This window comes from Kluyvera genomosp. 1 (genome assembly GCF_001266615.1).
Lineage (GTDB): Bacteria > Pseudomonadota > Gammaproteobacteria > Enterobacterales > Enterobacteriaceae > Kluyvera > Kluyvera cryocrescens_A.
Genome location: NZ_LGHZ01000028.1, coordinates 1 through 24202, shown reverse-complemented (window position 1 = coordinate 24202; position 24202 = coordinate 1). Strand labels below are relative to the sequence as shown.

23 protein-coding genes are annotated in these 24202 nt (G+C 52.2%); 8 read left to right on the top strand and 15 right to left on the bottom strand.

The window, feature by feature from the left end; all coding sequences use genetic code 11:
• Positions 1 to 8 precede the first annotated feature (8 nt).
• The 11 genes from atpG to asnC all read right to left on the bottom strand — a co-directional run bounded on the left by atpG (position 9) and on the right by asnC (position 9662).
• On the bottom strand, positions 9 to 872 hold the full coding sequence (gene atpG, locus KP80_RS15625; protein WP_052284572.1) for a F0F1 ATP synthase subunit gamma: 864 nt from the start codon (positions 870 to 872) through the stop codon (positions 9 to 11).
• A gap of 50 nt (positions 873 to 922) precedes the next feature.
• A complete protein-coding gene (gene atpA / locus KP80_RS15620) occupies positions 923 to 2464 on the bottom strand; it encodes a F0F1 ATP synthase subunit alpha (protein ID WP_052284571.1) in 1542 nt (513 codons plus the stop codon).
• A 12-nt stretch (positions 2465 to 2476) separates the two neighbouring features.
• On the bottom strand, positions 2477 to 3010 hold the full coding sequence (atpH, locus tag KP80_RS15615) for a F0F1 ATP synthase subunit delta (protein ID WP_052284570.1): 534 nt from the start codon (positions 3008 to 3010) through the stop codon (positions 2477 to 2479).
• A 14-nt stretch (positions 3011 to 3024) separates the two neighbouring features.
• A complete protein-coding gene (gene atpF, locus KP80_RS15610; protein ID WP_052284569.1) occupies positions 3025 to 3495 on the bottom strand; it encodes a F0F1 ATP synthase subunit B in 471 nt (156 codons plus the stop codon).
• A gap of 66 nt (positions 3496 to 3561) precedes the next feature.
• Positions 3562 to 3801 carry a F0F1 ATP synthase subunit C gene (gene atpE / locus KP80_RS15605; RefSeq protein ID WP_000429386.1) on the bottom strand — a complete coding sequence of 80 codons (240 nt, stop codon included), beginning with the start codon at positions 3799 to 3801 and terminating at the stop codon, positions 3562 to 3564.
• Positions 3802 to 3847: 46 nt separating this feature from the next.
• Positions 3848 to 4663 (bottom strand): F0F1 ATP synthase subunit A, encoded by an 816-nt coding sequence (gene atpB, locus KP80_RS15600; protein WP_052284568.1) that lies wholly within the window; start codon positions 4661 to 4663, stop codon positions 3848 to 3850.
• Positions 4664 to 4671: 8 nt separating this feature from the next.
• A complete protein-coding gene (gene atpI / locus KP80_RS15595) occupies positions 4672 to 5052 on the bottom strand; it encodes a F0F1 ATP synthase subunit I (protein WP_052284567.1) in 381 nt (126 codons plus the stop codon).
• 614 nt (positions 5053 to 5666) lie between these two features.
• Positions 5667 to 6290, bottom strand: a complete 624-nt coding sequence (rsmG, locus tag KP80_RS15590; protein WP_052284566.1) for a 16S rRNA (guanine(527)-N(7))-methyltransferase RsmG — start codon at positions 6288 to 6290, stop codon at positions 5667 to 5669.
• A gap of 112 nt (positions 6291 to 6402) precedes the next feature.
• Entirely contained in the window at positions 6403 to 8292 is a 1890-nt protein-coding gene (gene mnmG / locus KP80_RS15585) for a tRNA uridine-5-carboxymethylaminomethyl(34) synthesis enzyme MnmG (protein ID WP_052284565.1), read from the bottom strand.
• Between the two features lie 373 nt (positions 8293 to 8665).
• A complete protein-coding gene (gene mioC, locus KP80_RS15580) occupies positions 8666 to 9115 on the bottom strand; it encodes an FMN-binding protein MioC (protein WP_052284564.1) in 450 nt (149 codons plus the stop codon).
• Positions 9116 to 9203: 88 nt separating this feature from the next.
• On the bottom strand, positions 9204 to 9662 hold the full coding sequence (asnC, locus tag KP80_RS15575) for a transcriptional regulator AsnC (RefSeq protein ID WP_052284563.1): 459 nt from the start codon (positions 9660 to 9662) through the stop codon (positions 9204 to 9206).
• Positions 9663 to 9813: 151 nt separating this feature from the next.
• Between asnC and asnA the strand changes: the two genes are divergently transcribed.
• Positions 9814 to 10806: an aspartate--ammonia ligase gene (gene asnA / locus KP80_RS15570; RefSeq protein ID WP_052284562.1), complete on the top strand. Its 993-nt coding sequence runs from the start codon at positions 9814 to 9816 to the stop codon at positions 10804 to 10806.
• A gap of 6 nt (positions 10807 to 10812) precedes the next feature.
• Here the strand turns inward: asnA and viaA are convergent, their stop codons facing one another.
• Positions 10813 to 12264 carry an ATPase RavA stimulator ViaA gene (gene viaA, locus KP80_RS15565; protein ID WP_052284561.1) on the bottom strand — a complete coding sequence of 484 codons (1452 nt, stop codon included), beginning with the start codon at positions 12262 to 12264 and terminating at the stop codon, positions 10813 to 10815.
• On the bottom strand, positions 12258 to 13757 hold the full coding sequence (gene ravA, locus KP80_RS15560) for an ATPase RavA (protein WP_052284560.1): 1500 nt from the start codon (positions 13755 to 13757) through the stop codon (positions 12258 to 12260). The genes viaA and ravA overlap by 7 nt, the downstream gene beginning before the upstream one ends.
• 218 nt (positions 13758 to 13975) lie before the next feature.
• Here ravA and kup point away from each other — a divergent pair, with 218 nt between their 5' ends.
• The 7 genes from kup to rbsR all read left to right on the top strand — a co-directional run bounded on the left by kup (position 13976) and on the right by rbsR (position 21873).
• Positions 13976 to 15844 carry a low affinity potassium transporter Kup gene (kup, locus tag KP80_RS15555; protein ID WP_052284559.1) on the top strand — a complete coding sequence of 623 codons (1869 nt, stop codon included), beginning with the start codon at positions 13976 to 13978 and terminating at the stop codon, positions 15842 to 15844.
• A gap of 172 nt (positions 15845 to 16016) precedes the next feature.
• Entirely contained in the window at positions 16017 to 16436 is a 420-nt protein-coding gene (rbsD, locus tag KP80_RS15550) for a D-ribose pyranase (protein WP_052284558.1), read from the top strand.
• A gap of 7 nt (positions 16437 to 16443) precedes the next feature.
• Positions 16444 to 17949, top strand: a complete 1506-nt coding sequence (gene rbsA, locus KP80_RS15545) for a ribose ABC transporter ATP-binding protein RbsA (protein WP_052284557.1) — start codon at positions 16444 to 16446, stop codon at positions 17947 to 17949.
• Positions 17950 to 17954: 5 nt separating this feature from the next.
• Complete coding sequence (gene rbsC, locus KP80_RS15540) at positions 17955 to 18920, top strand: ribose ABC transporter permease (RefSeq protein ID WP_052284556.1); 966 nt, start codon at positions 17955 to 17957, stop codon at positions 18918 to 18920.
• Between the two features lie 27 nt (positions 18921 to 18947).
• Complete coding sequence (rbsB, locus tag KP80_RS15535) at positions 18948 to 19838, top strand: ribose ABC transporter substrate-binding protein RbsB (RefSeq protein WP_052284555.1); 891 nt, start codon at positions 18948 to 18950, stop codon at positions 19836 to 19838.
• Positions 19839 to 19947: 109 nt separating this feature from the next.
• Positions 19948 to 20877 carry a ribokinase gene (rbsK, locus tag KP80_RS15530; protein WP_052284554.1) on the top strand — a complete coding sequence of 310 codons (930 nt, stop codon included), beginning with the start codon at positions 19948 to 19950 and terminating at the stop codon, positions 20875 to 20877.
• Between the two features lie 3 nt (positions 20878 to 20880).
• Positions 20881 to 21873 (top strand): ribose operon transcriptional repressor RbsR, encoded by a 993-nt coding sequence (rbsR, locus tag KP80_RS15525; protein WP_156315675.1) that lies wholly within the window; start codon positions 20881 to 20883, stop codon positions 21871 to 21873.
• Between the two features lie 2 nt (positions 21874 to 21875).
• On the opposite strand, the gene mdtD is transcribed toward rbsR, so the two are convergent.
• Both mdtD and KP80_RS15515 read right to left on the bottom strand, forming a co-directional pair.
• A complete protein-coding gene (gene mdtD / locus KP80_RS15520; protein ID WP_052284553.1) occupies positions 21876 to 23267 on the bottom strand; it encodes a multidrug transporter subunit MdtD in 1392 nt (463 codons plus the stop codon).
• Between the two features lie 10 nt (positions 23268 to 23277).
• A complete protein-coding gene (locus KP80_RS15515) occupies positions 23278 to 23982 on the bottom strand; it encodes a FadR/GntR family transcriptional regulator (protein ID WP_052284552.1) in 705 nt (234 codons plus the stop codon).
• Positions 23983 to 24202: the final 220 nt, after the last annotated feature.

The following is a 24202-nucleotide window of genomic DNA, read 5'->3' as shown; positions in this document are numbered from 1 at the left end:
TAACCTGGTTATACCGCGGATGCACCACCGACGATTTCGGTGAGTTCCTGAGTAATGCTGGCCTGACGAGCTTTGTTGTATACCAACTGCAGCTCTTTAATCAGGCTGCCGCCATTGTCGGTCGCGGCTTTCATCGCCACCATACGTGCGGCCTGCTCGCTGGCCAGGTTTTCTACCACGCCCTGATAAACCTGAGACTCGACATAACGACGCAGCAGGGTATCCAGCAGCGCTTTCGGGTCAGGCTCATACAGGTAATCCCAGGTTTTACGCTTCAACTCACTATCATCTGATGCCGGCAGCGGCAGCAGCTGAACAATGGTTGGCGTCTGAGACATGGTGTTAATAAATTTGTTGCTGACAATATAAAGCTTGTCCAGACGACCTTCATCGTAGGCCTGCAACATCACTTTTACCGGACCGATCAGTTCGGACAGAGCGGGTTTATCGCCCATACCGGTAACCTGAGCGACAATGTTGCCACCTACGGAATTAAAGAAGGACACACCTTTAGAGCCGATCATTGCGAGGTCGCACTGAACGCCTTTTTCGGACCATGCCTTCATATCCGCCAGCAGTTTCTTGAACAGGTTAATGTTCAAGCCACCGCACAGACCGCGGTCGGTAGACACCACCAGGTAGCCCACGCGTTTAACATCGCGTTCTTCCAGGTACGGGTGCTTATATTCCAGATTACCGTTCGCAAGGTGACCAATCACTTTGCGCATGGTATCTGCATAAGGACGGCTGGCCGCCATGCGATCCTGCGATTTACGCATTTTGGAAGCGGCGACCATCTCCATCGCTTTAGTGATCTTTTGCGTGTTCTGGACGCTTGCGATCTTACTACGTATCTCTTTTGCGCCGGCCATGAGCTTCTCCTCAATGCCTTACGGCCTGCCCTAGGACAGGCCGCTAGACTTTACCAGGACTGGGTTGCTTTGAAGGAATCGAGGATGCCTTTCAGCTTGCCTTCGATTTCGTCGTTATAGCCACCGGACTGGTTGATCTCTTGCATCAACGGAGCGTGATCACGGTCGACGTAAGCCAGCAGAGCGGCTTCGAAGCTACCGATTTTCGCCAGTTCAACATCCGCCAGATAACCACGTTCTGCTGCGTACAGAACCAGAGACTGCTGCGCGACAGACATCGGCGCATACTGTTTCTGTTTCAGCAGTTCAGTTACTTTCTGACCGTGGTCCAGCTGCTTACGGGTTGCATCATCAAGGTCAGATGCAAACTGGGAGAACGCTGCCAGTTCACGATACTGTGCCAGAGCGGTACGGATACCACCGGACAGTTTTTTCATGATCTTGGTCTGCGCTGCACCACCAACACGGGATACGGAGATACCCGGGTTAACCGCAGGACGAATACCGGCGTTAAACAGGTTGGTTTCCAGGAAGATCTGACCATCGGTAATGGAGATTACGTTGGTCGGAACGAACGCAGAAACGTCACCCGCTTGGGTTTCGATAATCGGCAGAGCGGTCAGTGAACCGGTTTTCCCTTTCACTTCACCTTTAGTGAAGGTTTCAACGTATTCGGCGTTAACACGCGCAGCACGCTCCAGCAGACGGGAGTGAAGATAGAATACGTCGCCCGGGAATGCTTCACGTCCTGGTGGACGACGCAGCAGCAGGGAAATCTGACGGTAAGCAACAGCCTGTTTGGACAGGTCATCATAAATGATCAGCGCATCTTCGCCGCGGTCGCGGAAGTATTCGCCCATTGCGCAACCGGCGTATGGCGCCAGGTATTGCAGTGCAGCGGATTCAGACGCAGTTGCCACAACAACGATGGTGTTTGCCAGCGCGCCGTGTTCTTCCAGTTTACGTACCACGTTAGAAATGGTGGACGCTTTCTGGCCGATAGCCACGTATACGCACTTGATGCCGGAATCACGTTGGTTGATGATGGCATCGATTGCCAGCGCGGTTTTACCAGTCTGACGGTCACCGATGATCAGTTCACGCTGACCACGACCGATTGGGATCATGGCATCAACGGACTTATAACCAGTCTGCACTGGCTGATCAACGGACTGACGTTCGATTACGCCTGGTGCGATAGCTTCAACGGCGGAGAAGCCGTCGTTGTCCAGCGCGCCTTTACCATCGATTGGTGCACCCAGGGTGTTAACCACACGACCCAGCAGGCCACGGCCAACCGGAACTTCCAGGATACGACCAGTACACTTAACGGTCATGCCTTCGGCAAGGTCAGCGTACGGACCCATCACAACTGCACCTACGGAGTCGCGCTCCAGGTTCAGTGCGATAGCGTAACGGTTACCCGGCAGGGAAATCATTTCACCCTGCATACAATCGGCCAGGCCGTGAATGCGGATAACACCGTCACTTACAGAAACAATAGTACCTTCGTTGTGAGCTTCACTCACAACACTGAACTGAGCAATGCGCTGCTTGATCAGTTCGCTGATTTCGGTGGAATTCAGTTGCATGCTCCAGTCCCCTTAAGACTGCAAGACGTCTGCAAGGCGATCAAGACGGCCGCGTACGCTACCATCAATGACCATATCACCCGCACGGATGATAATACCTGCCATTACAGACTTATCGATTTTGCAATTCAGCTTAACTTTGCGTGACAGACGCTTTTCCATCGCGGCGGCGATCTTCGCAAGCTGTTCTTCACTCAGTGCAGTTGCTGAAGTGATTTCTACCTCAGAGGTAGCCTCACTTGCAGCACGCAGATGAATGAACTGCTCGAGAACATCCGGGAGCACCTTAAGACGACCATTTTCAGCCATCACCTTCATCAGGTTCTGACCGTTTTCGTCCAGTTGCTCACCACAGACAGCGATAAACGACTTAGCGAGCGTTTCCGGCGCCATCGCGCCAGACAGAAGCTCTGCCATTTGTTCGTTCTTCGTCACTTCGGCAGCAAACGCCAGCATATCCTGCCAGCGTTGTACGCTTTGGTGTTCGACGGCAAAGTCAAAAGCTGCTTTGGCGTAGGGGCGAGCTACCGTAATAAATTCAGACATCAGCCCCTCCCTCCTTACAGTTCAGCGACAAGTTTATCCACGATGTCGCTGTTAGCAGCTTCATCCACGGAACGTTCGATGATCTTCTCGGCGCCAGCAACAGCCAGGATAGCGACTTGCTTACGCAGTTCTTCGCGAGCACGTTTACGCTCGGCGTCGATTTCTGCCTGAGCCTGTGCCACGATTTTAGTACGTTCCTGTTCTGCTTCAGCTTTCACTTCGTCCAGAATCTGGGAGCGACGTTTGTTCGCCTGCTCGATGATTACCTGGGCTTCCGCTTTTGCTTTTTTCAGCTGGTCGGTCGCATTGGCCTGTGCAAGGTCCAAATCCTTTTTAGCTCGTTCTGCAGAAGAAAGACCGTCAGCAATTTCTTTTTGACGTTTTTCGATGGCTGCCATTAATGGCGGCCATACGTATTTCATGCAGAACAGAACGAAGAGGACAAACGCGATGGCCTGGCCGAGGATTGTTGCGTTAAGATTCACAGCACAATGCCTCTTTATCTAGTTAACGTTCTGATATTGCTCTTACTTAATTCAAAGCAACGCTTACTACGCGACAGCGAACATCACGTACAGACCCAGACCTACAGCGATCATAGGGATAGCATCCACCAGACCCATAACGATAAAGAACTGAGTACGCAGCAGAGGAATCAGATCCGGTTGACGCGCTGCGCCTTCCAGGAATTTGCCCCCGAGGATGCCGATACCGATCGCAGCACCGATTGCCGCCAGACCCATCATCACAGCGGCAGCCATGTACAGCAGATCCATATTCAGGTTTTCCATGACAGTCTCCAGTTTGTTTCAGTTAAAACGTAGTAGTGTTGGTAAATTAATGCTCTTCAGACGCCATCGACAGATAGACGATCGTCAGAACCATGAAGATGAAGGCTTGCAGCGTAATGATCAGGATGTGGAAAATGGCCCACGGCACATTCAGAATCCACTGTGACCACCACGGCAACAGACCAGCAATCAGAATGAAAATCAGCTCACCGGCATACATGTTGCCGAACAGTCGCAGACCCAGTGATACTGGTTTGGACAGCAGGCTTACCCCTTCAAGGATTAAGTTGACAGGAATAAATGCCCAGTGATTGAACGGCTGCAGCGTCAACTCTTTCGTGAAGCCACCGATGCCTTTCATTTTGATGCTGTAGAACAGAATCAGGATAAACACGCCCAGCGCCATAGACAGGGTAATGTTTACGTCCGCAGATGGCACCACACGCAGCGCCGGCAGGCCCAGTATATGCTCAGCAATATACGGCAGCAGGTCGATAGGCAGTAAGTCCATCAGGTTCATCAGGAAGACCCAGACGAAAATAGTCAGGGCTAGCGGTGCGATAACCTTGCTCTTGCCATGGTACATGTCTTTGACACTGCCATGAACGAAGCCGATTACCAGCTCAATCGCGGTCTGAAATTTACCTGGCACGCCGCTGGTCGCTCTTTTAGCAACGCTACGGAACGTAAGCAGGAACAACAGACCCAGCACCACCGAGAAGAACATGGAGTCAATATTGAGCGTCCAGAAGGTGGCTGGGGGGTTATGCGGATCTACCAGCGAGAAAGTACGCAGATCAAGCTGAAGGTTATTCAGGTGATGACCTATGTATTCCTGCGGCGTCATATTTTCAGAAGCCATGATGCCTTTTACCCTTTGTTGTTAATTACAGCGGGCGCCAGTATCTGAACCACTAGCACCAAAATCCATGTCACGATCAGCGGTAAGAACACCGCCTTCAAAACCGCCAGCGCCACTATCAGCAACACCAGCATCGCTAACACCTTGAACGCTTCACCGAAGGCGAACGTCCAGGCGACTCGGCCTTTAGCGGGTGTATGCGCCTGGTGACGCCAGGCAAAAATCATAAACAACATATTAGGCAGTAACACTGCCAGGCCCCCACACGCGGCGGAGATGCCCCAGAAGGGGTCTTTTAGGCTGAACAGCAATCCACTTGCTATTACTGCCAGAAGCTGAATGAACAGAAGCTTACGAGCAACGTTTCGACTCACGAGCGACATAGACATCACGTTTTAACTCCTGCTCCCTTTGAGGTATGCCGCGTGTCGTATAAAACGTTCTTTAAAGCTCAGAGTCAAGCATCAAAAAGCGGTCAAATTATACGGTGACGCCTCGTTAATTCAAACAATAAGTAGCCAAAACGTGAATAAATATTTAAATATTTTTCATTCGCGCTATTTTTCTACTTTTTGTCAAAGTGTGAACGATCGTACAAAAGTGCAAAAGCAGCGAAAACAGTGATTACAAAGCGTGCACAAGATCACATATTAAACATTTTAGCGCTAAGCTTATGATTCAATGTGGCAAAAGATGACTTCTCATCGTTTTGATATCTAAGACTAAAATTGCCCACTCTTTTAAAAACACGCCGATACAGAACAAAAACCATTTATTGACATTTATAATAAATTATTAACATCTCAAAATAGCCAAAAGGCTGATTTTTAGCAGACTGATATTTTCCATGTTTACTATTCTCATCATTAACAAAAAAAGCTTCGTTAGTGAGAAGATAAAACAAAGTTAAGCATGGGTTAAATATAGCGGGTCGCCGGCTTTTTTTTTCACGTGTTTGTTAACACCAGAGACCGCACTTTTTATGCACTTTTTTTGATAAAAATTAAATTTTATTTGGCTTAATAATCACCAAATGACGCTCCCCTTCCAGGTGAGGAACCTTCAGTTCAACAACCGACTCCACGCTAAACTGTGCGGGAAGCTGCGCAATTTCATCTTCCGGCAGCACACCTTTCAGAGCATAAAAGCGCCCTGCTTCGCCCGGCAGATGGTGGCACCAGCTCACCATATCGGTCAGGGAAGCGAATGCGCGGCTAATCACCCCATCAAATGGCGGCTCTGCAGGGAACTCTTCTACACGGCTCTGTACCGGCGTAATGTTCTCAAGCTTCAGCTCATGCTGAACCTGGCGCAGAAAACGTACGCGCTTACCCAAACTATCCAACAGCGTGAAGTGCGCATCGGGGCGCACGATAGACAGCGGAATCCCCGGCAACCCAGGTCCCGTCCCCACATCGATAAAGCGTTCACCTTTCAGTGATGGCGCAACCACGATGCTATCGAGAATGTGACGAATCAGCATTTCGTTGGGATCGCGAACGGAAGTCAGGTTGTACGCTTTGTTCCATTTGTGCAGCATATCCACGTACGCCACCAGCTGATTTTTCTGGTGATCGGTGAGCGAAATTCCTGCTTCATCCAGCAGACGAGAAAGTTTGTTGAGCACGGTGATTACCCTGTCTAAAAATAACATGCCCGGTAGCATGACGCTGACCGGGCTGATGAATCAATAGGGCGAGCGCATGAGCGTTCGCCAAAGTGCCGGGTGAACGGCGCGATTACGCACTACGGCGCAGTAACCCCTGTTTTTTCAGCCATACCAGCAGAATTGAGATTGCCGCTGGTGTGATCCCAGAAATACGCGAGGCCTGACCGATAGACACCGGTTTGTGATCGTTAAGCTTGGCGATCACTTCGTTAGACAAACCGTTTACCTGGCGGTAGTCCAGCGTTGCAGGCAGCAAGGTGTTTTCATTGCGCTGCTGCTTCTCAATTTCGTCTTGCTGACGTGCAATGTAGCCTTCGTATTTTACCTGGATTTCCACCTGTTCTGCCGCCTGCGCATCTTCCAACGCAGGAGTGAACGGAGTCAGAGACGTCAGCTGTTCGTAGGTCATTTCTGGGCGACGCAGCAGATCTTCTCCGCTCGCTTCACGGGTCAATGGCGCGCTTAGGTGAGTATTCACTTCGGCTGCAGTTTCCGCCGATGGGTTAACCCAGGTGGATTTTAGGCGCTGACGTTCACGCTCAATGTTTTCCAGCTTCTCATTGAACCGCGCCCAGCGGACGTCATCCACCAGACCCAGCTCACGACCAATTTCAGTCAGTCGCAGATCGGCGTTGTCTTCACGCAGCATCAGACGATATTCCGCGCGGGACGTGAACATACGGTACGGTTCTTTGGTGCCCAGCGTGCAGAGATCGTCGACCAGTACCCCCAGATAGGCCTGGTCGCGACGCGGAGCCCAGCCCTCTTTCTCAGCAGACAGTCGTGCGGCGTTCAGACCGGCTAACATCCCCTGTGCGGCGGCTTCTTCGTAACCTGTCGTACCGTTGATCTGACCGGCAAAGAACAGACCGTGGATAAATTTACTCTCAAGCGTAGGCTTCAGGTCGCGCGGATCGAAGAAATCATACTCGATGGCGTAGCCAGGGCGAACGATACGCGCATTTTCCATCCCCTGCATGGAGCGGACAATTTGCATCTGCACATCAAACGGTAGGCTGGTGGAGATGCCGTTTGGATAAATTTCGTTAGACGTCAGTCCTTCCGGCTCGAGGAAGACCTGATGCTGATTCCTGTCGGCAAAGCGCATCACTTTGTCTTCGATCGACGGACAGTAACGCGGGCCGATCCCTTCGATCACACCCGCATACATTGGGCTGCGATCAAGGTTATTGCGGATCACGTCATGGGTTTTTTCATTGGTGTGCGTCACGTAGCACGGCATCTGGCGTGGATGTTGAGATGCTTTGCCCAGGAATGAGAATACCGGCAGCGGATTATCGCTGTTTTGCTGACCCAGAACGCTGAAATCGATGGTACGTGCATCAATACGCGGTGGCGTTCCGGTTTTGAGACGGCTTACGCGCAGCGGCAGTTCACGCAGGCGGCGGGACAGTGGAATGGATGGCGGATCGCCAGCACGGCCACCGCTGTAATTATCCAGACCAATGTGGATTTTGCCGTCGAGGAACGTTCCGACTGTCAGAACGACAGCTTTAGCACGGAATTTCAGTCCCATCTGGGTTACTGCACCCACAACACGATCGTTCTCAACAATCAGATCTTCAACCGCCTGTTGGAAGATCATCAGGTTTGGCTGGTTTTCCAGCGCCGTGCGTACCGCCTGGCGATAGAGCACACGATCCGCCTGAGCTCGGGTAGCGCGAACCGCAGGCCCTTTGCTCGCGTTTAGTATCCTAAACTGAATGCCGGCATGGTCGATAGCCGTTGCCATCAGGCCGCCAAGAGCATCCACTTCTTTTACCAGGTGTCCTTTCCCAATGCCGCCAATCGCCGGGTTGCAGCTCATCTGCCCCAGCGTGTCGATATTGTGTGTCAAAAGCAGAGTCTGTTGACCCATTCGCGCTGCGGCCATTGCGGCCTCAGTGCCTGCATGACCCCCGCCAATGATGATGACGTCAAAAGGATCCTGATAAAACATGGTGGTTTGCCTCGCGTACTGCGGTGTGAAAATGGATTGAAGCCCGGGCCGTGGATTCTACTCAACTTTAGTCGATGGAGAAAGGGTTCGGATCTTGGGTATTAAAAAGAAGATCTTTTTATTTAGAGATCTGTTCTATTGTGATCTCTTATTAGGATCGCAGGTATCTGTGGATAAGTCCGATCCGGAATTTAAGATCAACCATTTAAGAAGGATCGTTTACTGTGAATGATCGGTGATCCTATTCCGTATAAGCTGGGATCAAAACGAAGGGTTATGCACAGGTCAAAAACCAGACAATAGTTATTCTTTGGATAACTACCGGTTGATCCAAGCTTTTAACCAGTGTTATCCACAGAATAAATTTCGATCTTTACAAATCTCTGAGCAAAAGATGCCACGATCCCACCCATATTTCGGCCGGATCTTCAGGAATCTCATGTTCGAGCACATTAATCTTAAGTGTTTCGCCAATCTGTTTGGCTCCGCAAGCCTTCAATTCGGTCTCAAGTTTGTCGATGGCGCCACAGAACGTGTCGTATTCACGACTGCCAATTCCGATTGCCCCAAAGCGAACCTGAGAAAGATCCGGTTTCTGCTCGCGTAATGCTTCATATAAAGGAAGCAGGTTGTCAGGAATATCTCCTGCACCATGCGTGGAGCTGACCACCAGCCAGATCCCCTCGCTTGGTAACTCATCCAGCATTGGGCCATGCAGCATTTCGCTGGAAAAACCGGCGTCTTCGAGTTTTTCTGCCAGATGTTCTGCTACATATTCCGCACTGCCAAGAGTGCTACCGCTGATAAGAGTGATATCTGCCATGATCGCCCACCTATATAAAGAGGGCGTATTGTACGCTGTGAACGAGCTGGGATCTACCTGTGGAAAAATGTGGGATTAAAAAAGCCGATCATGGCTTGATGGTGCGCATAATCGGGTTCTGCAGCACGATCAACGTTTCGGTGGACTGAATTTCATCAATTGTTTGGATCTTGTTGATAAGTACCTGTTGAAGCGCATCGATCGATTTGCACATGACCTTAATAAAGATGCTGTAGTGGCCGGTGGTGTAGTACGCCTCGGTGACTTCATCGAGGCTTTCCAGCCGTGCCAGCGCGGAAGGATAGTCTTTTGCACTCTTTAAAATGATGCCTATAAAGCAGCCGACGTCATAACCCAGCTGTTTGGGGCTGACATCCACGTGCGCGCCGGTGATGATCCCCGCCTGCTTCATTTTCTCTACGCGTACGTGAATGGTTCCGGGGCTGACGGCGAATTGTTTGGCTAATTCGGCATAGGCGGTGCGTGCGTTCGCCATGAGGGCGTCGAGAATGCCGCGATCCAGATTGTCGATTTGATAATTTTCCATTGGTTTTTCTTATGATGATTAACGATTAAATCTATTTTAGCTCTTTATTTTGATGAATCAAAAGTGAGTAAGGCTTTTTATTGTTTGATTATTGTATTGGTGGCCTATTTTGTTGCTTAATCAATGGCAACAGGACGCAGGAGTAAAAATAATGAAAACCGCATACATCGCAAAACAACGCCAGATTAGTTTCGTTAAATCCCATTTTTCCCGTCAGCTGGAAGAGAAGCTAGGGCTCGTAGAAGTTCAGGCGCCGATCTTAAGCCGCGTGGGGGACGGGACGCAGGATAACCTGTCTGGTTGCGAGAAGGCGGTTCAGGTGAAAGTGAAAACACTGCCAGATGCCCAGTTCGAAGTGGTTCATTCACTGGCGAAGTGGAAACGTCAAACCCTGGGACAACACGACTTCAGCGCGGGCGAAGGGCTCTACACGCACATGAAAGCCCTTCGCCCCGATGAAGATAGACTGACCGCTATTCACTCTGTTTACGTTGACCAGTGGGACTGGGAACGCGTGATGGGTGATGAAGAACGCCACGTCGGTACGCTGGAAAGCACCGTCAAAGCTATCTGGGCGGGTATCAAAGAAACCGAAGCCGCTGTGAGCAAAGAGTTTGGTCTGACACCGTTCCTGCCAGAACAGATCCACTTCGTCCACAGCGAAACCTTGCTGAGCCGTTATCCGGGGCTGGATGCGAAGGGCCGTGAGCGCGCTATCGCCAAAGAGCTGGGTGCCGTATTCCTTATCGGTATTGGCGGTAAACTGTCTAATGGCCAACGTCACGACGTGCGTGCACCGGATTACGACGACTGGAGCACTCCATCAGCCAGCGGCTTTGCAGGCCTCAACGGCGATATCCTGGTGTGGAACCCGGTGTTGGAAGACGCATTTGAGCTCTCTTCAATGGGCATTCGCGTTGATGCAAAAGCGCTGAAACATCAGCTTCAGCTGACCGGTGATGAAGATCGTCTGCAGCTGGAATGGCATCAGGCGCTGCTTCGCGGCGAAATGCCGCAGACCATCGGCGGTGGGATTGGCCAGTCGCGTCTGACGATGCTTCTGCTGCAGCTTTCTCATATTGGCCAGGTACAGTGCGGCGTGTGGCCAACGCAGGTTCGTGAAAGCGTCTCTTCTCTGTTGTAACGATCGTTAACGCCGCCAGCGTCTCAGTAGGCGGCTTCTTAACCCGGTATCAAAGCGCCAGATATGATCGAAAATGCGCATGATCCCGGGTTTGCCATGTGCCGACATCGCCACCGCGTGAAAACGGTGCTGGTACTTATGCTGCAGATCCCCCACCTTTTTCACCACCTCATCCGGCAACCGCTGGGCAATAAAATCAGAAATGACTACCGCATCGGCATCCTGCCACTGTGGGTTTTGCAGATTTTCGATAATGGCACGAAAGCAGCTCGCCATATCCGTACCGCCGCGAAAACGCTGGCTTAAAAAGCGAATGGCTTGCTCCAGCCCCTGCGGCGAAGTGAGTTCGTAGCGTACAACTTCACTGGAGAACAGCATGATGTAACAGCGGCGATTATCCGCCAGCGCGACGCGCATCAGCGCCAGGCAAAACGCTTTGGCGCACTGTTCGTTGAAGCCGCCCATCGATCCGGAAGTATCCACGCAGACGATAAAAGGGCCGCGTGGTTGTTCATCTTCATCCTGATGAACCACCGGGCGCTCGGTCACTTTCTCATGCCAGGCGTCGCCGTGCAGCCGGTAGGTTAATAGTTGCTTTTCTACCAGCCGGCGATAAAACTCATATTCCAGCTCGGTGATACCCAGCGTGGCGAGCTCTGGCGGGAGTAGCCGCAGGATATCGTCGCTTTGCTGAATGCCATCGACCTGTTCTGGCACCGTTGACGGCTCGCGGACCAGCGTGCGGAAAGTCTCCATCGGTGCATCTTTCTTCGGCACTGATTTTGCCTCGCGCGAGCGCCCCAGCTGTTCTGCCAGACGCATCAGCTCAGGCTGCTGGCTGAGAAATTCTCCGTATTTGACGATCAGCTGGTAATCGCCGCGGTTGAGCTGTCCGGCGCTCATATCCCATAGTCGCCCGCCGGCGCTGTCGTTATCCACCAGCACCGGCTCCAGTTGACCACTTAAGGTCATGCGTTCCTGCACTTCGCTGAGTAACTGTTCGCGCTCTTCTTCGAGCATCTGCTGGTTAAGTGACGTCACCTGAACCACCAGGCTTAGCCGCCAGCGTTGAAGAAATAACGTGTGCAGCGCGGGAGTAAAGGTCGCATTGTTGGCAATAAGCTGCTGAGCTTGCTCGGTAAAAGGGGACTGAACCCGTTTTAATAGCGTCAGGATTTGCGGTAGCTGGACGATAAATTGGGGCGTCGATAGCAGCTGGCTCTGCTGATAACAGATAACCTCCTCTTCCAGCTCCTGCGGTATTGGCGCGCCTTTCAGTCGATTTTTAAAGGTTTCGCGCCACCGTGGGAGATCTTCGGTGATGGCGCTTTTTAAACGTGGAAATTTTTCAAAGAAGACCGCCAACTGTGGTGAGGCCAGCAAAGCGATGATCATCTCTTCGATCATCCCCTCTTCGCTGACCGCCAGCATCATGTTGAGCGTATCAATGGTCAGCATTGCTGCGCCTGTTTGATCTGGACGGCGACATCCTGCAGGCTAGCCTCAATACGGCCTAACCACTCTTCATTCACGAACAGGCACTTCTGCTGCTCGCTAAAGCGGTTGTGCTGCTGGTGCCATTCTTCATCAAGAGCGGTGAGCTGTTGGCGAATTTCGGCGGGCATATTTTCCGGCGTGCTGCTTCCTGGCAGCGACAGGCGAGAGCCCTGTAGGCTCACATCTCGCACCACCAGGTGTTGAGCCGCATCGACCTCCATATTCAACGTCAGCGCAAAGCCAATACCGTTGAGTTTTCCGCGAATTTCACCGCCTTTCTCCAGCCAGTTTTCCAGCGCCTGACGTTCGAAGGTAATATGAATCACTTCAATATCGTGCAGTTTGAGCGGCTTTTGCAGCAGGAGCGTCACCGTTGGTGACTGCACTTCTGGCGGCAGTTCGTAGTGCGGTTTACGGCTAAACATTCCGCCCAAACGCGTGACTTTCAGCGCCGTTTTATCGCTTTGCTGCTGCTGGATGTGTAAGCGCTGTTGAGTGATAGTGCCGAGTTTATTAAGCATGGCTTGCTGCTGCCACGCGTGTCCGGTCATCAAAATATCTATTTGTTGTTGCAGCAGATTCCGGCTTTCTGCGTCATGCCACAGGCATTCCTGTAGCAGGATCAGATCGATAGGCGCTATCGCATCACGGCCGCTGAAAAAGGCACACGCCTGAAGTAAGCGGATCGCCTTTTTCCAGCGACGATCGGAGACGTAAGGTGCATTGGGCAGATTATCCAGCTGCTGTCGCAGGCTAAAGATCAGCTCAAAAACCGTGTCCGGCAGTTTGATGCTGCCAATGTCTTTCTGCCACTGGAAGTACTCTTCATCAGTAACCTGAAGGCTGGCAGGGATAGGATTGTCGTTTTCATCCTGCTGACTAATCAGCATGGAGCGGAAATTGCCTTTATCCTGCACTTTGTCGAGCCACAGGCGTATCAGCATACGATCGTACAGCGCTTCAAGGCTGCTTTCGGCTTCCGGTAGTTCGTTTGATGCGGTAACCAGCAGTCGCATGGGGATTTTGTCTACGCTGGCACCGTTACGGAAGTGACGCTCGTTAATGGCGGTAAGCAGGGTATTCAGAATCGCCGGGCCGGCTTTCCAGATTTCATCAAGAAAGACAATTTCTGCTTCCGGCAAATAACCGGCAGTCAGGCGCTCATAACGGCCTTCATCTTTTAAGGCCTGAATAGACAGCGGGCCAAAGACCTCTTCCGGCGTGGAGAAGCGGGTCATCAGATACTCGAACGCTCGGGCGTGCTGAAAGGCGAACTTCAGGCGACGGGCAATCAGGCTTTTGGCAATTCCGGGAGGGCCGAGCAGAAAGACGCTCTCGCCGCTCAACGCCGCCAGAAGGCACAGGCGAATAGCATGGCTACGCTCAAATAACCCTTTTTCCAGCGCGTTGCTTAGACGCGAAATTCTTTCTGCTAATAAATGTGGTTGGGCCATAATTAACCTGCGTCCTTTCGCCATGTAATCAGCTAACTGGCTGAGTATAGACGCTTAAGTCTGGCGGTGAATAGCCTGAAAAGAACCTCGCCATTTATTGAGGCAGGTTAAGATGACGCAATTAAGGGGTACGATTTTGACGTTAATCGTGCATACTGTGCGCTTTTGGTGGGCCAAGGGACTAGGCACACATTTGTTTTTAAACGAAAGACTAGTCTATGAGCACTGATAATAAACAATCTTTATCAGCGATTACACTCGCTGCAATTGGCGTGGTATACGGCGATATCGGTACCAGCCCTCTTTATACGCTTCGTGAATGCTTGTCCGGTCAGTTTGGTTTTGGTGTTGAACGGGATGCCGTTTTTGGCTTCTTGTCGCTCATTTTCTGGCTGCTGATTCTCACCGTATCTCTCAAATACATTACCTTCGTCATGCGGGCAGATAATGCCGGTGAAGGGGGGATCCTGACGCTGATGTCGCTGGCAGGGCGTAACACGTCTGCACGCACGACATCGCTATTGGTGATCCTTGGGCTTATCGGCGGTAGCTTCTTCTATGGTGAAGTCGTCATTACCCCGGCGATCTCGGTGATGTCGGCGATTGAAGGTCTGGAAATCATCGCCCCGGATCTCGAGACCTGGGTTGTTCCGATATCGATTATCGTTCTGACGCTGCTGTTTGCTATCCAGAAACATGGCACCAGCATGGTGGGCAAACTCTTTGCTCCAATCATGCTTATCTGGTTCCTGCTGCTGGCTGTGCTCGGCGCGCGCAGCATTATTGCGAACCCGGAAGTCCTGCAGGCGTTAAACCCTTATTGGGCCGTTCACTTCTTCCTCGAATACAAAACGGTTTCGTTCGTCGCGCTGGGCGCGGTGGTGCTGTCGATTACCGGTGTGGAAGCGTTGTATGCCGATATGGGCCACTTTGGTAAATTGCCGATTCGCCTGGCCTGGTTCTCGGTGGTTCTGCCATCGCTGGTGTTGAACTACTTTGGCCAGGGTGCACTGTTGCTCGAACATCCGGAAGCGATTAAAAACCCGTTCTTCCTGCTGGCACCTGAGTGGGCGCTGATTCCGATGCTGATTCTCGCTGCGCTGGCGACGGTCATTGCCTCTCAGGCGGTGATTTCCGGCGTCTTCTCGCTGACTCGCCAGGCGGTACGCCTGGGATATCTGTCGCCGATGCGTATTATTCATACCTCGGAAATGGAGTCCGGCCAGATTTATATCCCGTTCATTAACTGGCTGCTGTATATCTCTGTCGTTATCGTCATTATCAGCTTTGAGCACTCTTCAAATCTGGCGGCGGCGTACGGTATCGCGGTAACTGGCACCATGGTGCTGACGACCATTCTGTTCACCACGGTGGCACGTAAGAACTGGCACTGGAACAAGTTTGTTGTGGGCCTGCTGCTGGTGGCCTTTATGTGTATCGATATTCCGCTGTTCTCGGCAAACCTCGACAAAATTGTCTCCGGTGGTTGGCTGCCGTTGACGCTGGGTCTGGTGATGTTCACCATCATGACCACCTGGAAAAGTGAGCGTTTCCGCCTGTTGCGCCGTATGCATGAACACGGCAATTCTCTGGAGGCGATGATTGCCTCTTTGGAAAAATCGCCGCCGGTACGCGTGCCGGGGACTGCGGTATATATGTCCCGTGCGCTGAACGTCATTCCATTCGCTATGCTGCATAACCTCAAGCACAACAAGGTGCTGCATGAGCGCGTAATTCTGCTAACCCTGCGTACCGAAGATGCTCCGTATGTGCACAATGTTCGCCGCGTGCAGATAGAACAGCTGTCGCCTACCTTCTGGCGCGTGGTTGCCAGTTACGGCTGGCGTGAAACGCCAAACGTAGAAGAAGTGTTCCACCGCTGCGGCCTGGAAGGCCTTAGCTGCCGGATGATGGAGACGTCATTCTTTATGTCGCACGAGTCGCTGATAGTTGGCAAACGGCCGTGGTATCTGCGCCTACGCGGCAAACTGTATCTGCTGCTTCAGCGTAACGCCCTGCGTGCACCGGATCAGTTTGAGATCCCGCCGAACCGGGTCATCGAACTGGGAACCCAGGTCGAAATCTAAAGCAATCAACGCCCTCCCTCAATTTGACGGAGGGCGTTTTTTTATCTCCAGTTTAGGTTTGCGAAACGTTTCGATAGCGATCACATTTCTATAACCTGGTGATGGTTTTCTGCGCGCACTTGAGACTAAACTTAAGTTAGCGAAACGTTTCGCTAGTGGAGCATGAAAACAAATGAAGAAAGGCACGGTACTCAACTCTGAAATCTCTGCGGTTATCTCCCGTCTGGGGCATACCGATACGCTGGTAGTGTGCGATGCGGGTTTACCTATTCCCCATAGCACTGCGCGCATTGATATGGCGTTAACCCAGGGTGTTCCTACCTTTATGCAGGTGTTGGGCGTAGTGACTCAGGAGATGCAGGTAGAGGCCGCCATTCTCGCAGCGGAAATTCAACAGCATAATCCGCAGCTCCACGAAACGTTGCTCAAACACATTGAGCAACTGCAACAACACCAGGGAAATTGCATTGACGTTCGTTATGTCTCGCATGAGCAGTTCAAAAAACAAACCGCAGACAGTCAGGCGGTAATTCGCAGCGGGGAATGTTCCCCGTATGCGAATATCATTCTCTGTGCTGGCGTCACGTTCTGAGGCCATCATGGACGCACTCTTACAACTCAAAGGGATCGATAAATCGTTCCCGGGCGTGAAGGCCCTCTCCGGCGCCGCGTTAAATGTCTATTCCGGGCGCGTGATGGCGCTGGTGGGCGAAAACGGCGCGGGAAAATCCACGATGATGAAAGTGCTGACCGGGATCTACGCCCGTGACGCCGGTTCATTGTTGTGGCTGGGTAAAGAAACCACCTTCACCGGCCCAAAATCCTCTCAGGAAGCGGGTATTGGTATCATCCACCAGGAGCTGAACCTGATCCCACAACTGACGATTGCCGAGAATATTTTCCTCGGCCGTGAGTTTGTCGGGCGCTTTGGCAAAATCGACTGGAAAAAGATGTATGCCGAAGCCGACGTTCTGTTAGCGAAACTGAATCTCCGCTTTAAGAGCGATCGTCTGGTTGGCGAACTGTCGATTGGCGATCAGCAGATGGTTGAAATAGCTAAGGTGCTGAGCTTTGAGTCGAAAGTCATCATTATGGATGAACCGACGGATGCGCTAACCGATACCGAAACCGAATCTCTGTTCCGCGTTATCCGCGAGCTAAAATCGCAAGGCCGCGGCATTGTCTATATCTCCCACCGTATGAAAGAGATTTTCGAGATTTGCGATGATGTGACGGTCTTCCGCGACGGGCAGTTTATTGCCGAGCGCGAAGTGGCCAGCCTCAACGAAGATCTGCTGATCGAAATGATGGTGGGACGTAAGCTCGAAGATCAATATCCACGTCTTGATAAAGAACCCGGCGAGACTCGCCTGAAGGTCGATGCGCTGTGTGGGTCGGGCGTCGAAAACGTCTCCTTTACCCTGCGCAAAGGTGAAATTCTGGGCGTTGCTGGGTTGATGGGCGCGGGGCGTACGGAACTGATGAAAGTCCTGTACGGCGCGCTGCCGCGTACCAGCGGTTATGTGACGCTCGACGGCCATGAAGTGGTAACTCGCTCTCCGCAGGATGGCCTGGCAAACGGCATCGTTTACATTTCTGAAGACCGTAAGCGTGACGGTTTGGTGCTGGGCATGTCGGTTAAAGAGAACATGTCGTTGACCGCGCTACGCTATTTTAGCCGCGCGGGTGGTAGCCTCAAGCACAAAGATGAACAACAGGCGGTCGGTGACTTTATCCGTCTGTTCAACGTCAAAACCCCCTCCATGGAACAGGCTATTGGTCTGTTGTCCGGCGGTAACCAGCAGAAGGTCGCTATTGCACGCGGTTTGATGACCCGTCCTAAAGTGCTGATCCTCGATGAGCCAACGCGCGGTGTCGATGTGGGCGCGAAGAAAGAAATTTATCAGCTTATCAACCAGTTCAAGGCTGACGGCCTGAGCATCATTCTGGTCTCCTCCGAGATGCCGGAAGTACTGGGGATGAGCGATCGCATTATTGTGATGCATGAAGGGCATCTCGGCGGTGAGTTCTCACGCGAGCAGGCCACCCAGGAAGTATTAATGGCTGCCGCAGTGGGCAAGCTTAACCGCGTGAACCAGGAGTAAAAAAGATGACAACCCAGTCTGTGGCAGGTCGCCGCTATTTCACCAAAGCATGGCTGCTGGAGCAAAAATCGCTAATTGCCCTGCTGGTGCTGATAGCGGTTGTATCGACCATGAGCCCAAACTTTTTTACCGTCAATAACCTGTTCAACATCCTGCAGCAAACTTCCGTGAATGCGATCATGGCGGTTGGGATGACGCTGGTCATTTTAACGTCAGGGATCGACCTGTCCGTCGGTTCTTTGCTGGCGTTGACCGGCGCGGTCGCCGCGTCGATTGTGGGTATCGAGGTCAATGCGCTGGTGGCGGTTGCTGCCGCACTCGCATTAGGTGCCGCAATCGGGGCCGTTACCGGCGTGATTGTTGCTAAGGGCCGCGTACAGGCCTTTATCGCCACTCTGGTGATGATGCTGCTGCTGCGTGGTGTGACAATGGTGTACACCAACGGTAGCCCGGTAAACACGGGCTTTACCGATAATGCCGACGTCTTTGGTTGGTTCGGTATCGGTCGTCCGCTGGGGATCCCAACGCCGGTGTGGATCATGGGCATTGTCTTCCTCGCGGCCTGGTACATGCTGCACCACACCCGTCTGGGTCGTTATATTTATGCGTTGGGCGGTAACGAAGCGGCAACTCGCCTCTCCGGTATCAGCGTGAATAAAGTCAAAATTATCGTCTACTCTTTGTGCGGGTTACTGTCGGCGCTGGCGGGCATTATTGAAGTTGCTCGACTCTCTTCGGCACAGCCTACTGCGGGTACTGGCTATGAGCTGGATGCTATCGCGGCGGTGGTGCTGGGCGGTACCAGCCTGGCAGGCGGTAAGGGTCGTATCGTCGGCACGCTTATCGGTGCGCTGATTCTTGGTTTTCTGAATAATGGTTTGAACTTGTTAGGTGTTTCTTCTTATTACCAGATGATCGTTAAAGCAGTCGTGATTTTGCTGGCGGTGCTGGTGGACAACAAAAAGCAGTAACTAACGACACTACAGGACATCTTAGATATGAACATGAAAAAACTGGCTACCCTGGTTTCCGCGGTTGCGCTGAGCGCTACCGTCAGCGCGAACGCAATGGCAAAAGACACCATTGCTCTGGTTATCTCTACCCTGAATAACCCATTCTTCGTCTCCCTGAAGGATGGCGCACAGAAAGAAGCCGATAAACTGGGTTACAACCTGGTGGTTCTGGACTCTCAGAACAACCCGGCGAAAGAGCTGGCTAACGTTCAGGATTTAACGGTTCGCGGTACTAAAATTTTGCTGATCAACCCAACCGATTCCGACGCGGTGGGTAACGCCATCAAGATGGCAAACCAGGCGAAAATTCCGGTCATTACTCTGGACCGCGTAGCCTCTAAGGGCGACGTTGTCAGCCACATCGCTTCCGATAACGTTCTGGGTGGCAAAATCGCCGGCGACTATATCGCGAAGAAAGAAGGTGAAGGCGCTAAAGTCATCGAACTGCAGGGCATTGCCGGGACATCCGCTGCGCGCGAGCGTGGTGAAGGTTTCCAGCAGGCGGTGGCTGCACACAAATTCAATGTACTGGCTAGCCAGCCCGCTGACTTCGATCGTACTAAAGGCCTGAACGTTATGCAGAACTTGCTGACTGCTCATCCTGACGTGAAAGCGGTATTCGCTCAGAATGATGAAATGGCGCTGGGTGCACTGCGTGCGCTGCAAACTGCCGGTAAATCCGATGTGATGGTGGTTGGCTTTGACGGCACGCCGGATGGCGAAAAAGCGGTAAATGATGGCAAACTGGCGGCGACTATCGCCCAGTTGCCTGACCAGATCGGTGCTAAAGGCGTTGAAACCGCTGATAAAGTGCTGAAAGGCGAAAAAGTACAGGCAAAATATCCAGTTGACCTGAAGCTGGTTATCAAGCAGTAATAACGCGAATGCGATTCAGGCTGCTATAGCCTGATGGACAACATCAATAAGAAAAGCAGGGCACGCGCCACCGGTTGTCCGGTGGCGCATCTTACCGGACACTCTGAAAATGAAAACCGCAGGCAAACTCGTCGTCCTTGGCAGCATCAATGCCGATCATATTCTGAATCTTGAATCTTTCCCGACGCCGGGCGAAACCGTCACCGGTAGCCATTATCAGGTCGCTTTTGGTGGCAAAGGCGCTAACCAGGCGGTTGCCGCCGGACGTAGCGGTGCAGATATCGCGTTTATCGCCTGTACCGGCGAAGACGATATTGGCGAACGTATTCGTAAACAGCTGGAAGTAGACCGTATTGACGTGGCTCCCGTGAGCGCCATCACTGGTGAGTCAACGGGTGTGGCACTGATCTTTGTGAACGGCGAAGGTGAAAACGTCATCGGTATCCATGCCGGTGCTAACGCCGCGTTATCTACTGCTTTAGTTGAAGCCCAACGCGAGCGAATCGCGCAGGTCGATGCGTTGTTAATGCAGCTCGAATCCCCGCTGGACAGCGTACTGCTGGCCGCACAGATTGCCCATCAGAACCAAACGACGGTGGTATTAAACCCTGCCCCGGCGCGCGAACTGCCGGATACGCTGCTGTCGCTGGTGGATATTATTACCCCGAACGAAACGGAAGCGGAGAAGCTGACCGGCGTGCGGGTTGAAAACGATGACGATGCTGTGAAAGCCGCGCAGGTTCTGCACGAGAAAGGCATCGACACGGTCATTATTACACTCGGCAGCCGCGGCGTATGGGCCAGCGTAAAAGGCGAAGGCCGCCGCGTACCGGGCTTTAAAGTTCAGGCCATTGATACCATTGCTGCGGGCGATACCTTTAACGGCGCGCTGATGACAGCGCTGCTGGAAAATACTCCGCTGGCTGATGCGCTTCGCTTCGCCCATGCAGCGGCAGCTATCGCCGTAACGCGCAAAGGTGCACAGCCTTCTGTTCCTTGGCGTGACGAAATCGACGAATTCTTACGTCAACAGGGGTAACGCTTGGCCACGATGAAGGATGTTGCTCGCCTGGCGGGCGTTTCCACCTCTACGGTATCTCACGTCATTAATAAAGACCGGTTTGTCAGCGATGCCGTTACCGGGAAAGTTGATGCCGCGATTAAACAGCTCAACTACGCGCCATCCGCGTTGGCGCGTAGTCTCAAGCTGAATCAGACTCGAACCATCGGGATGCTGATCACTGCCAGTACCAACCCGTTCTACTCCGAACTGGTGCGAGGCGTTGAACGTAGCTGCTTTGAACGTGGATACAGTCTGGTGTTGTGTAATACCGAAGGCGATGAGCAAAGGATGAACCGCAATCTTGAGACGCTGATGCAAAAACGCGTTGATGGGTTGCTGCTGCTGTGTACCGAAACGCACCAGCCGTCGCTGGAAATCATGCAACGCTACCCTTCTATTCCTTCCGTGATGATGGACTGGGCACCATTCGACGGTGATAGCGATCTGATTCAGGATAATTCTCTGCTCGGTGGCGACATGGCCACGCGCTATCTTATCGAACGAGGCTATACCCGGATTGCCTGCATCGCCGGGCCGCTGGATAAAACCCCTGCACGTCTGCGGCTCGAAGGCTATCGGGAAGCGATGCAAAACGCGCAGCTGCCGATCCCTGAAGGGTATGAAATCACCAGCAACTTTGAATTTGGCGGCGGCTTCGACGCTATGCAGCAGTTGTTAATGCACCCAGTGCGCCCTGATGCGGTATTTGTGGGGAATGATGCGATGGCGGTGGGCGTCTATCAGTCACTGTATCAGGCTGGGCTGCGTATTCCACAGGATGTGGCGGTGATCGGTTATGACGATATTGAGCTGGCGCGCTATATGACGCCACCGCTAACCACGATTCATCAACCGAAAGATGAACTTGGCGAGCTGGCGATAGATGTACTCATTCACCGTATTGCCCAACCCGGGCAAAAACAGCAGCGTATGCAGCTGACGCCCGAGCTGGTGGTTCGCGGCTCCGTTTAAGGTTAGTGTTTTTCCTTAATCAGGTTTCGCCCATCTTTGACTTTTAGCAGCATAAACATCAATGCCGAGATCACCGTGATAACGCCCATGGTGATAAAGGTATAGTGGAATTGATCGATAGTCGTCGCTCCTTCAAGGCTTTGATATGAGCGCAGCACTGCGGCGCTGATAGCCACCCCAAGACTGATAGACAATTGCTGCGTCACGGCCAACAGGCTATTACCGCCGCTGGCGTTGTCGTCGGTTAAATCCGCCAGCGTAATGGTGTTCATCGATGTGAACTGCGTCGACATTGCCATTCCTAGTACAAACAGCGGCAGAATTAACAACCATACCGGCATCGTTGGTGACTGTAGTGCGAACTGAGCAATCATCACGCCGATAAACAGCGTCACGCCAACCAATGTTTTCCGATAGCCCAACCGACGCAGTACCTGAGTGACGGTTGATTTCGCGATAATAGAGCCGATGGCCGTTGGCGCCATCATGCAGCCGGCGATTAACGCCGGATAACCAAATCCCACCTGTAGCATCAGCGGCATCAAAAACGGTACGCAGCCGGTACCCAAACGAGTCACCAGGTTACCAGCGATACCGACGGAGAAGGTGCGTGTTTTAAATAATGACAATGAGATCAGTGGTGACGGGTGCTTGCGAGCATGGCGGATATACGCCAGTAATAGAAGAAGACTGAAAAGCACTACCATCAAGGCAATCCAGCTTGCCACAATCTGCTCACCCAACAGTTCCATCCCAATCGAAAACAACACCAGACTAAAACCGAATAGTAGAAAGCCGGAGAGATCGAAGCGCCGCTTCGGCGTGGTGAAGTTCGGCATATATTTGCGGGCATACAGTAGCCCGGTGATGCCGATGGGGATATTGATCAGGAAAATCCAATGCCAGGTGGCCCAGGTGACGAATACGCCGCCGAGTACCGGACCCAGGATTGGGCCGATTAACCCCGGCATGGTGACAAAGTTAAGTACCGGCAGCAGTTCGCTACGCGGGTAAGCACGGAGTAATGCCAGGCGAGCAACGGGCATCATCATCGCGCCGCCTACGCCCTGAATGATGCGGAAGATAACCAGCTCAGATAATGAGGTCGATAGCGCGCAGGCCAGTGAGCCTAAAGTAAACAAGCTCACGGCCAGCATAAAGATGCGACGGGTGCCAAAGCGGTCAGCCAGCCAGCCGCTCACCGGGATCAGCATCGCCACGGTGAGGGTATAGCTGATGATGGCTGACTGCATCGCCAGCGGCGAGCGATTAAGACTATGGGCGATTGCGGGGAGCGCGGTATTCAAAATAGTAGCGTCCAGCGCCTGCATAAAGAAGGCCATGGCGGCTATCCAAGGAAGGCCAGCCATACTCCGCGCTTTCATTTCAGTCATTCGCTGTCCTTCAGACTGCCGCACGAATATGCGGTGCGTTTAATAATGCCTGGCAGGCCGTCAACGCCTGCTGACCATCTCCGGCCAGAATTGCATCGACAATAGCCTGGTGGCTATCCAGCTCAATCACCTCATCTTCGGTAATCGAGGTGAAATAAATGTGGTACACCGAATGAAAGAGTTTGGCAAATGAGGTCAGGAAGGGATTCGCACTCATCTCATAGATATGTTCATGCCATGATGTATCAACATCAATCCAGCGTTCGCGATCGAACGATTTTTCCAGTTGGGCCATCTCTTCCATTAAGGTATTTAAATGCGCTTTCTGTTCGGCGGTACCGAGCGTTGCCGCCAGCATACACGCCTGTGGTTCGAGGCTGCGGCGCAGTACCAGGAAGTGTTTCATGACAGACTGGAAGTTATCGGCGGTCAGCCACCAGGAAATAAGCTCTGTGTCGAGGAAGTTCCAGTGGGCCTGTGGCATCACGCGGGTGCCTATGCGTGGGCGAGGAAGAAGCATTCCTTTTGCTGAGAGCGTTTTTACCGCTTCGCGAACGGCTGTCCGGCTGACGCCGAAAATCTCCCCTAACTCCATTTCGCCTGGGAGGATGCTTTCCGGGGGATATTCACCGGTTAATATCTTCTGAGCTATCTTTTCAGCCAAAACCCAGGAGATATTTTTTTGAGCTGCTAGTTGCTGTGCGCTTAGAGACATAAAGCCATTCCTATTATTTATCTTTCTTTTAGTATGCCATTTGACGTGCTGGATCGGTGGTAAAAACAGCAGAACAGGCTTTTTATGGCGTATTCATAAACAATCTGGTGAAAAAGTTAGCGAGCGATAAAATATTTTAAATTTCCTCTTGTCAGGGAGAATAAACTCCCTATAATGCGCCACCACTGACACGGAACCTGTCTCTTATACACATCTGACG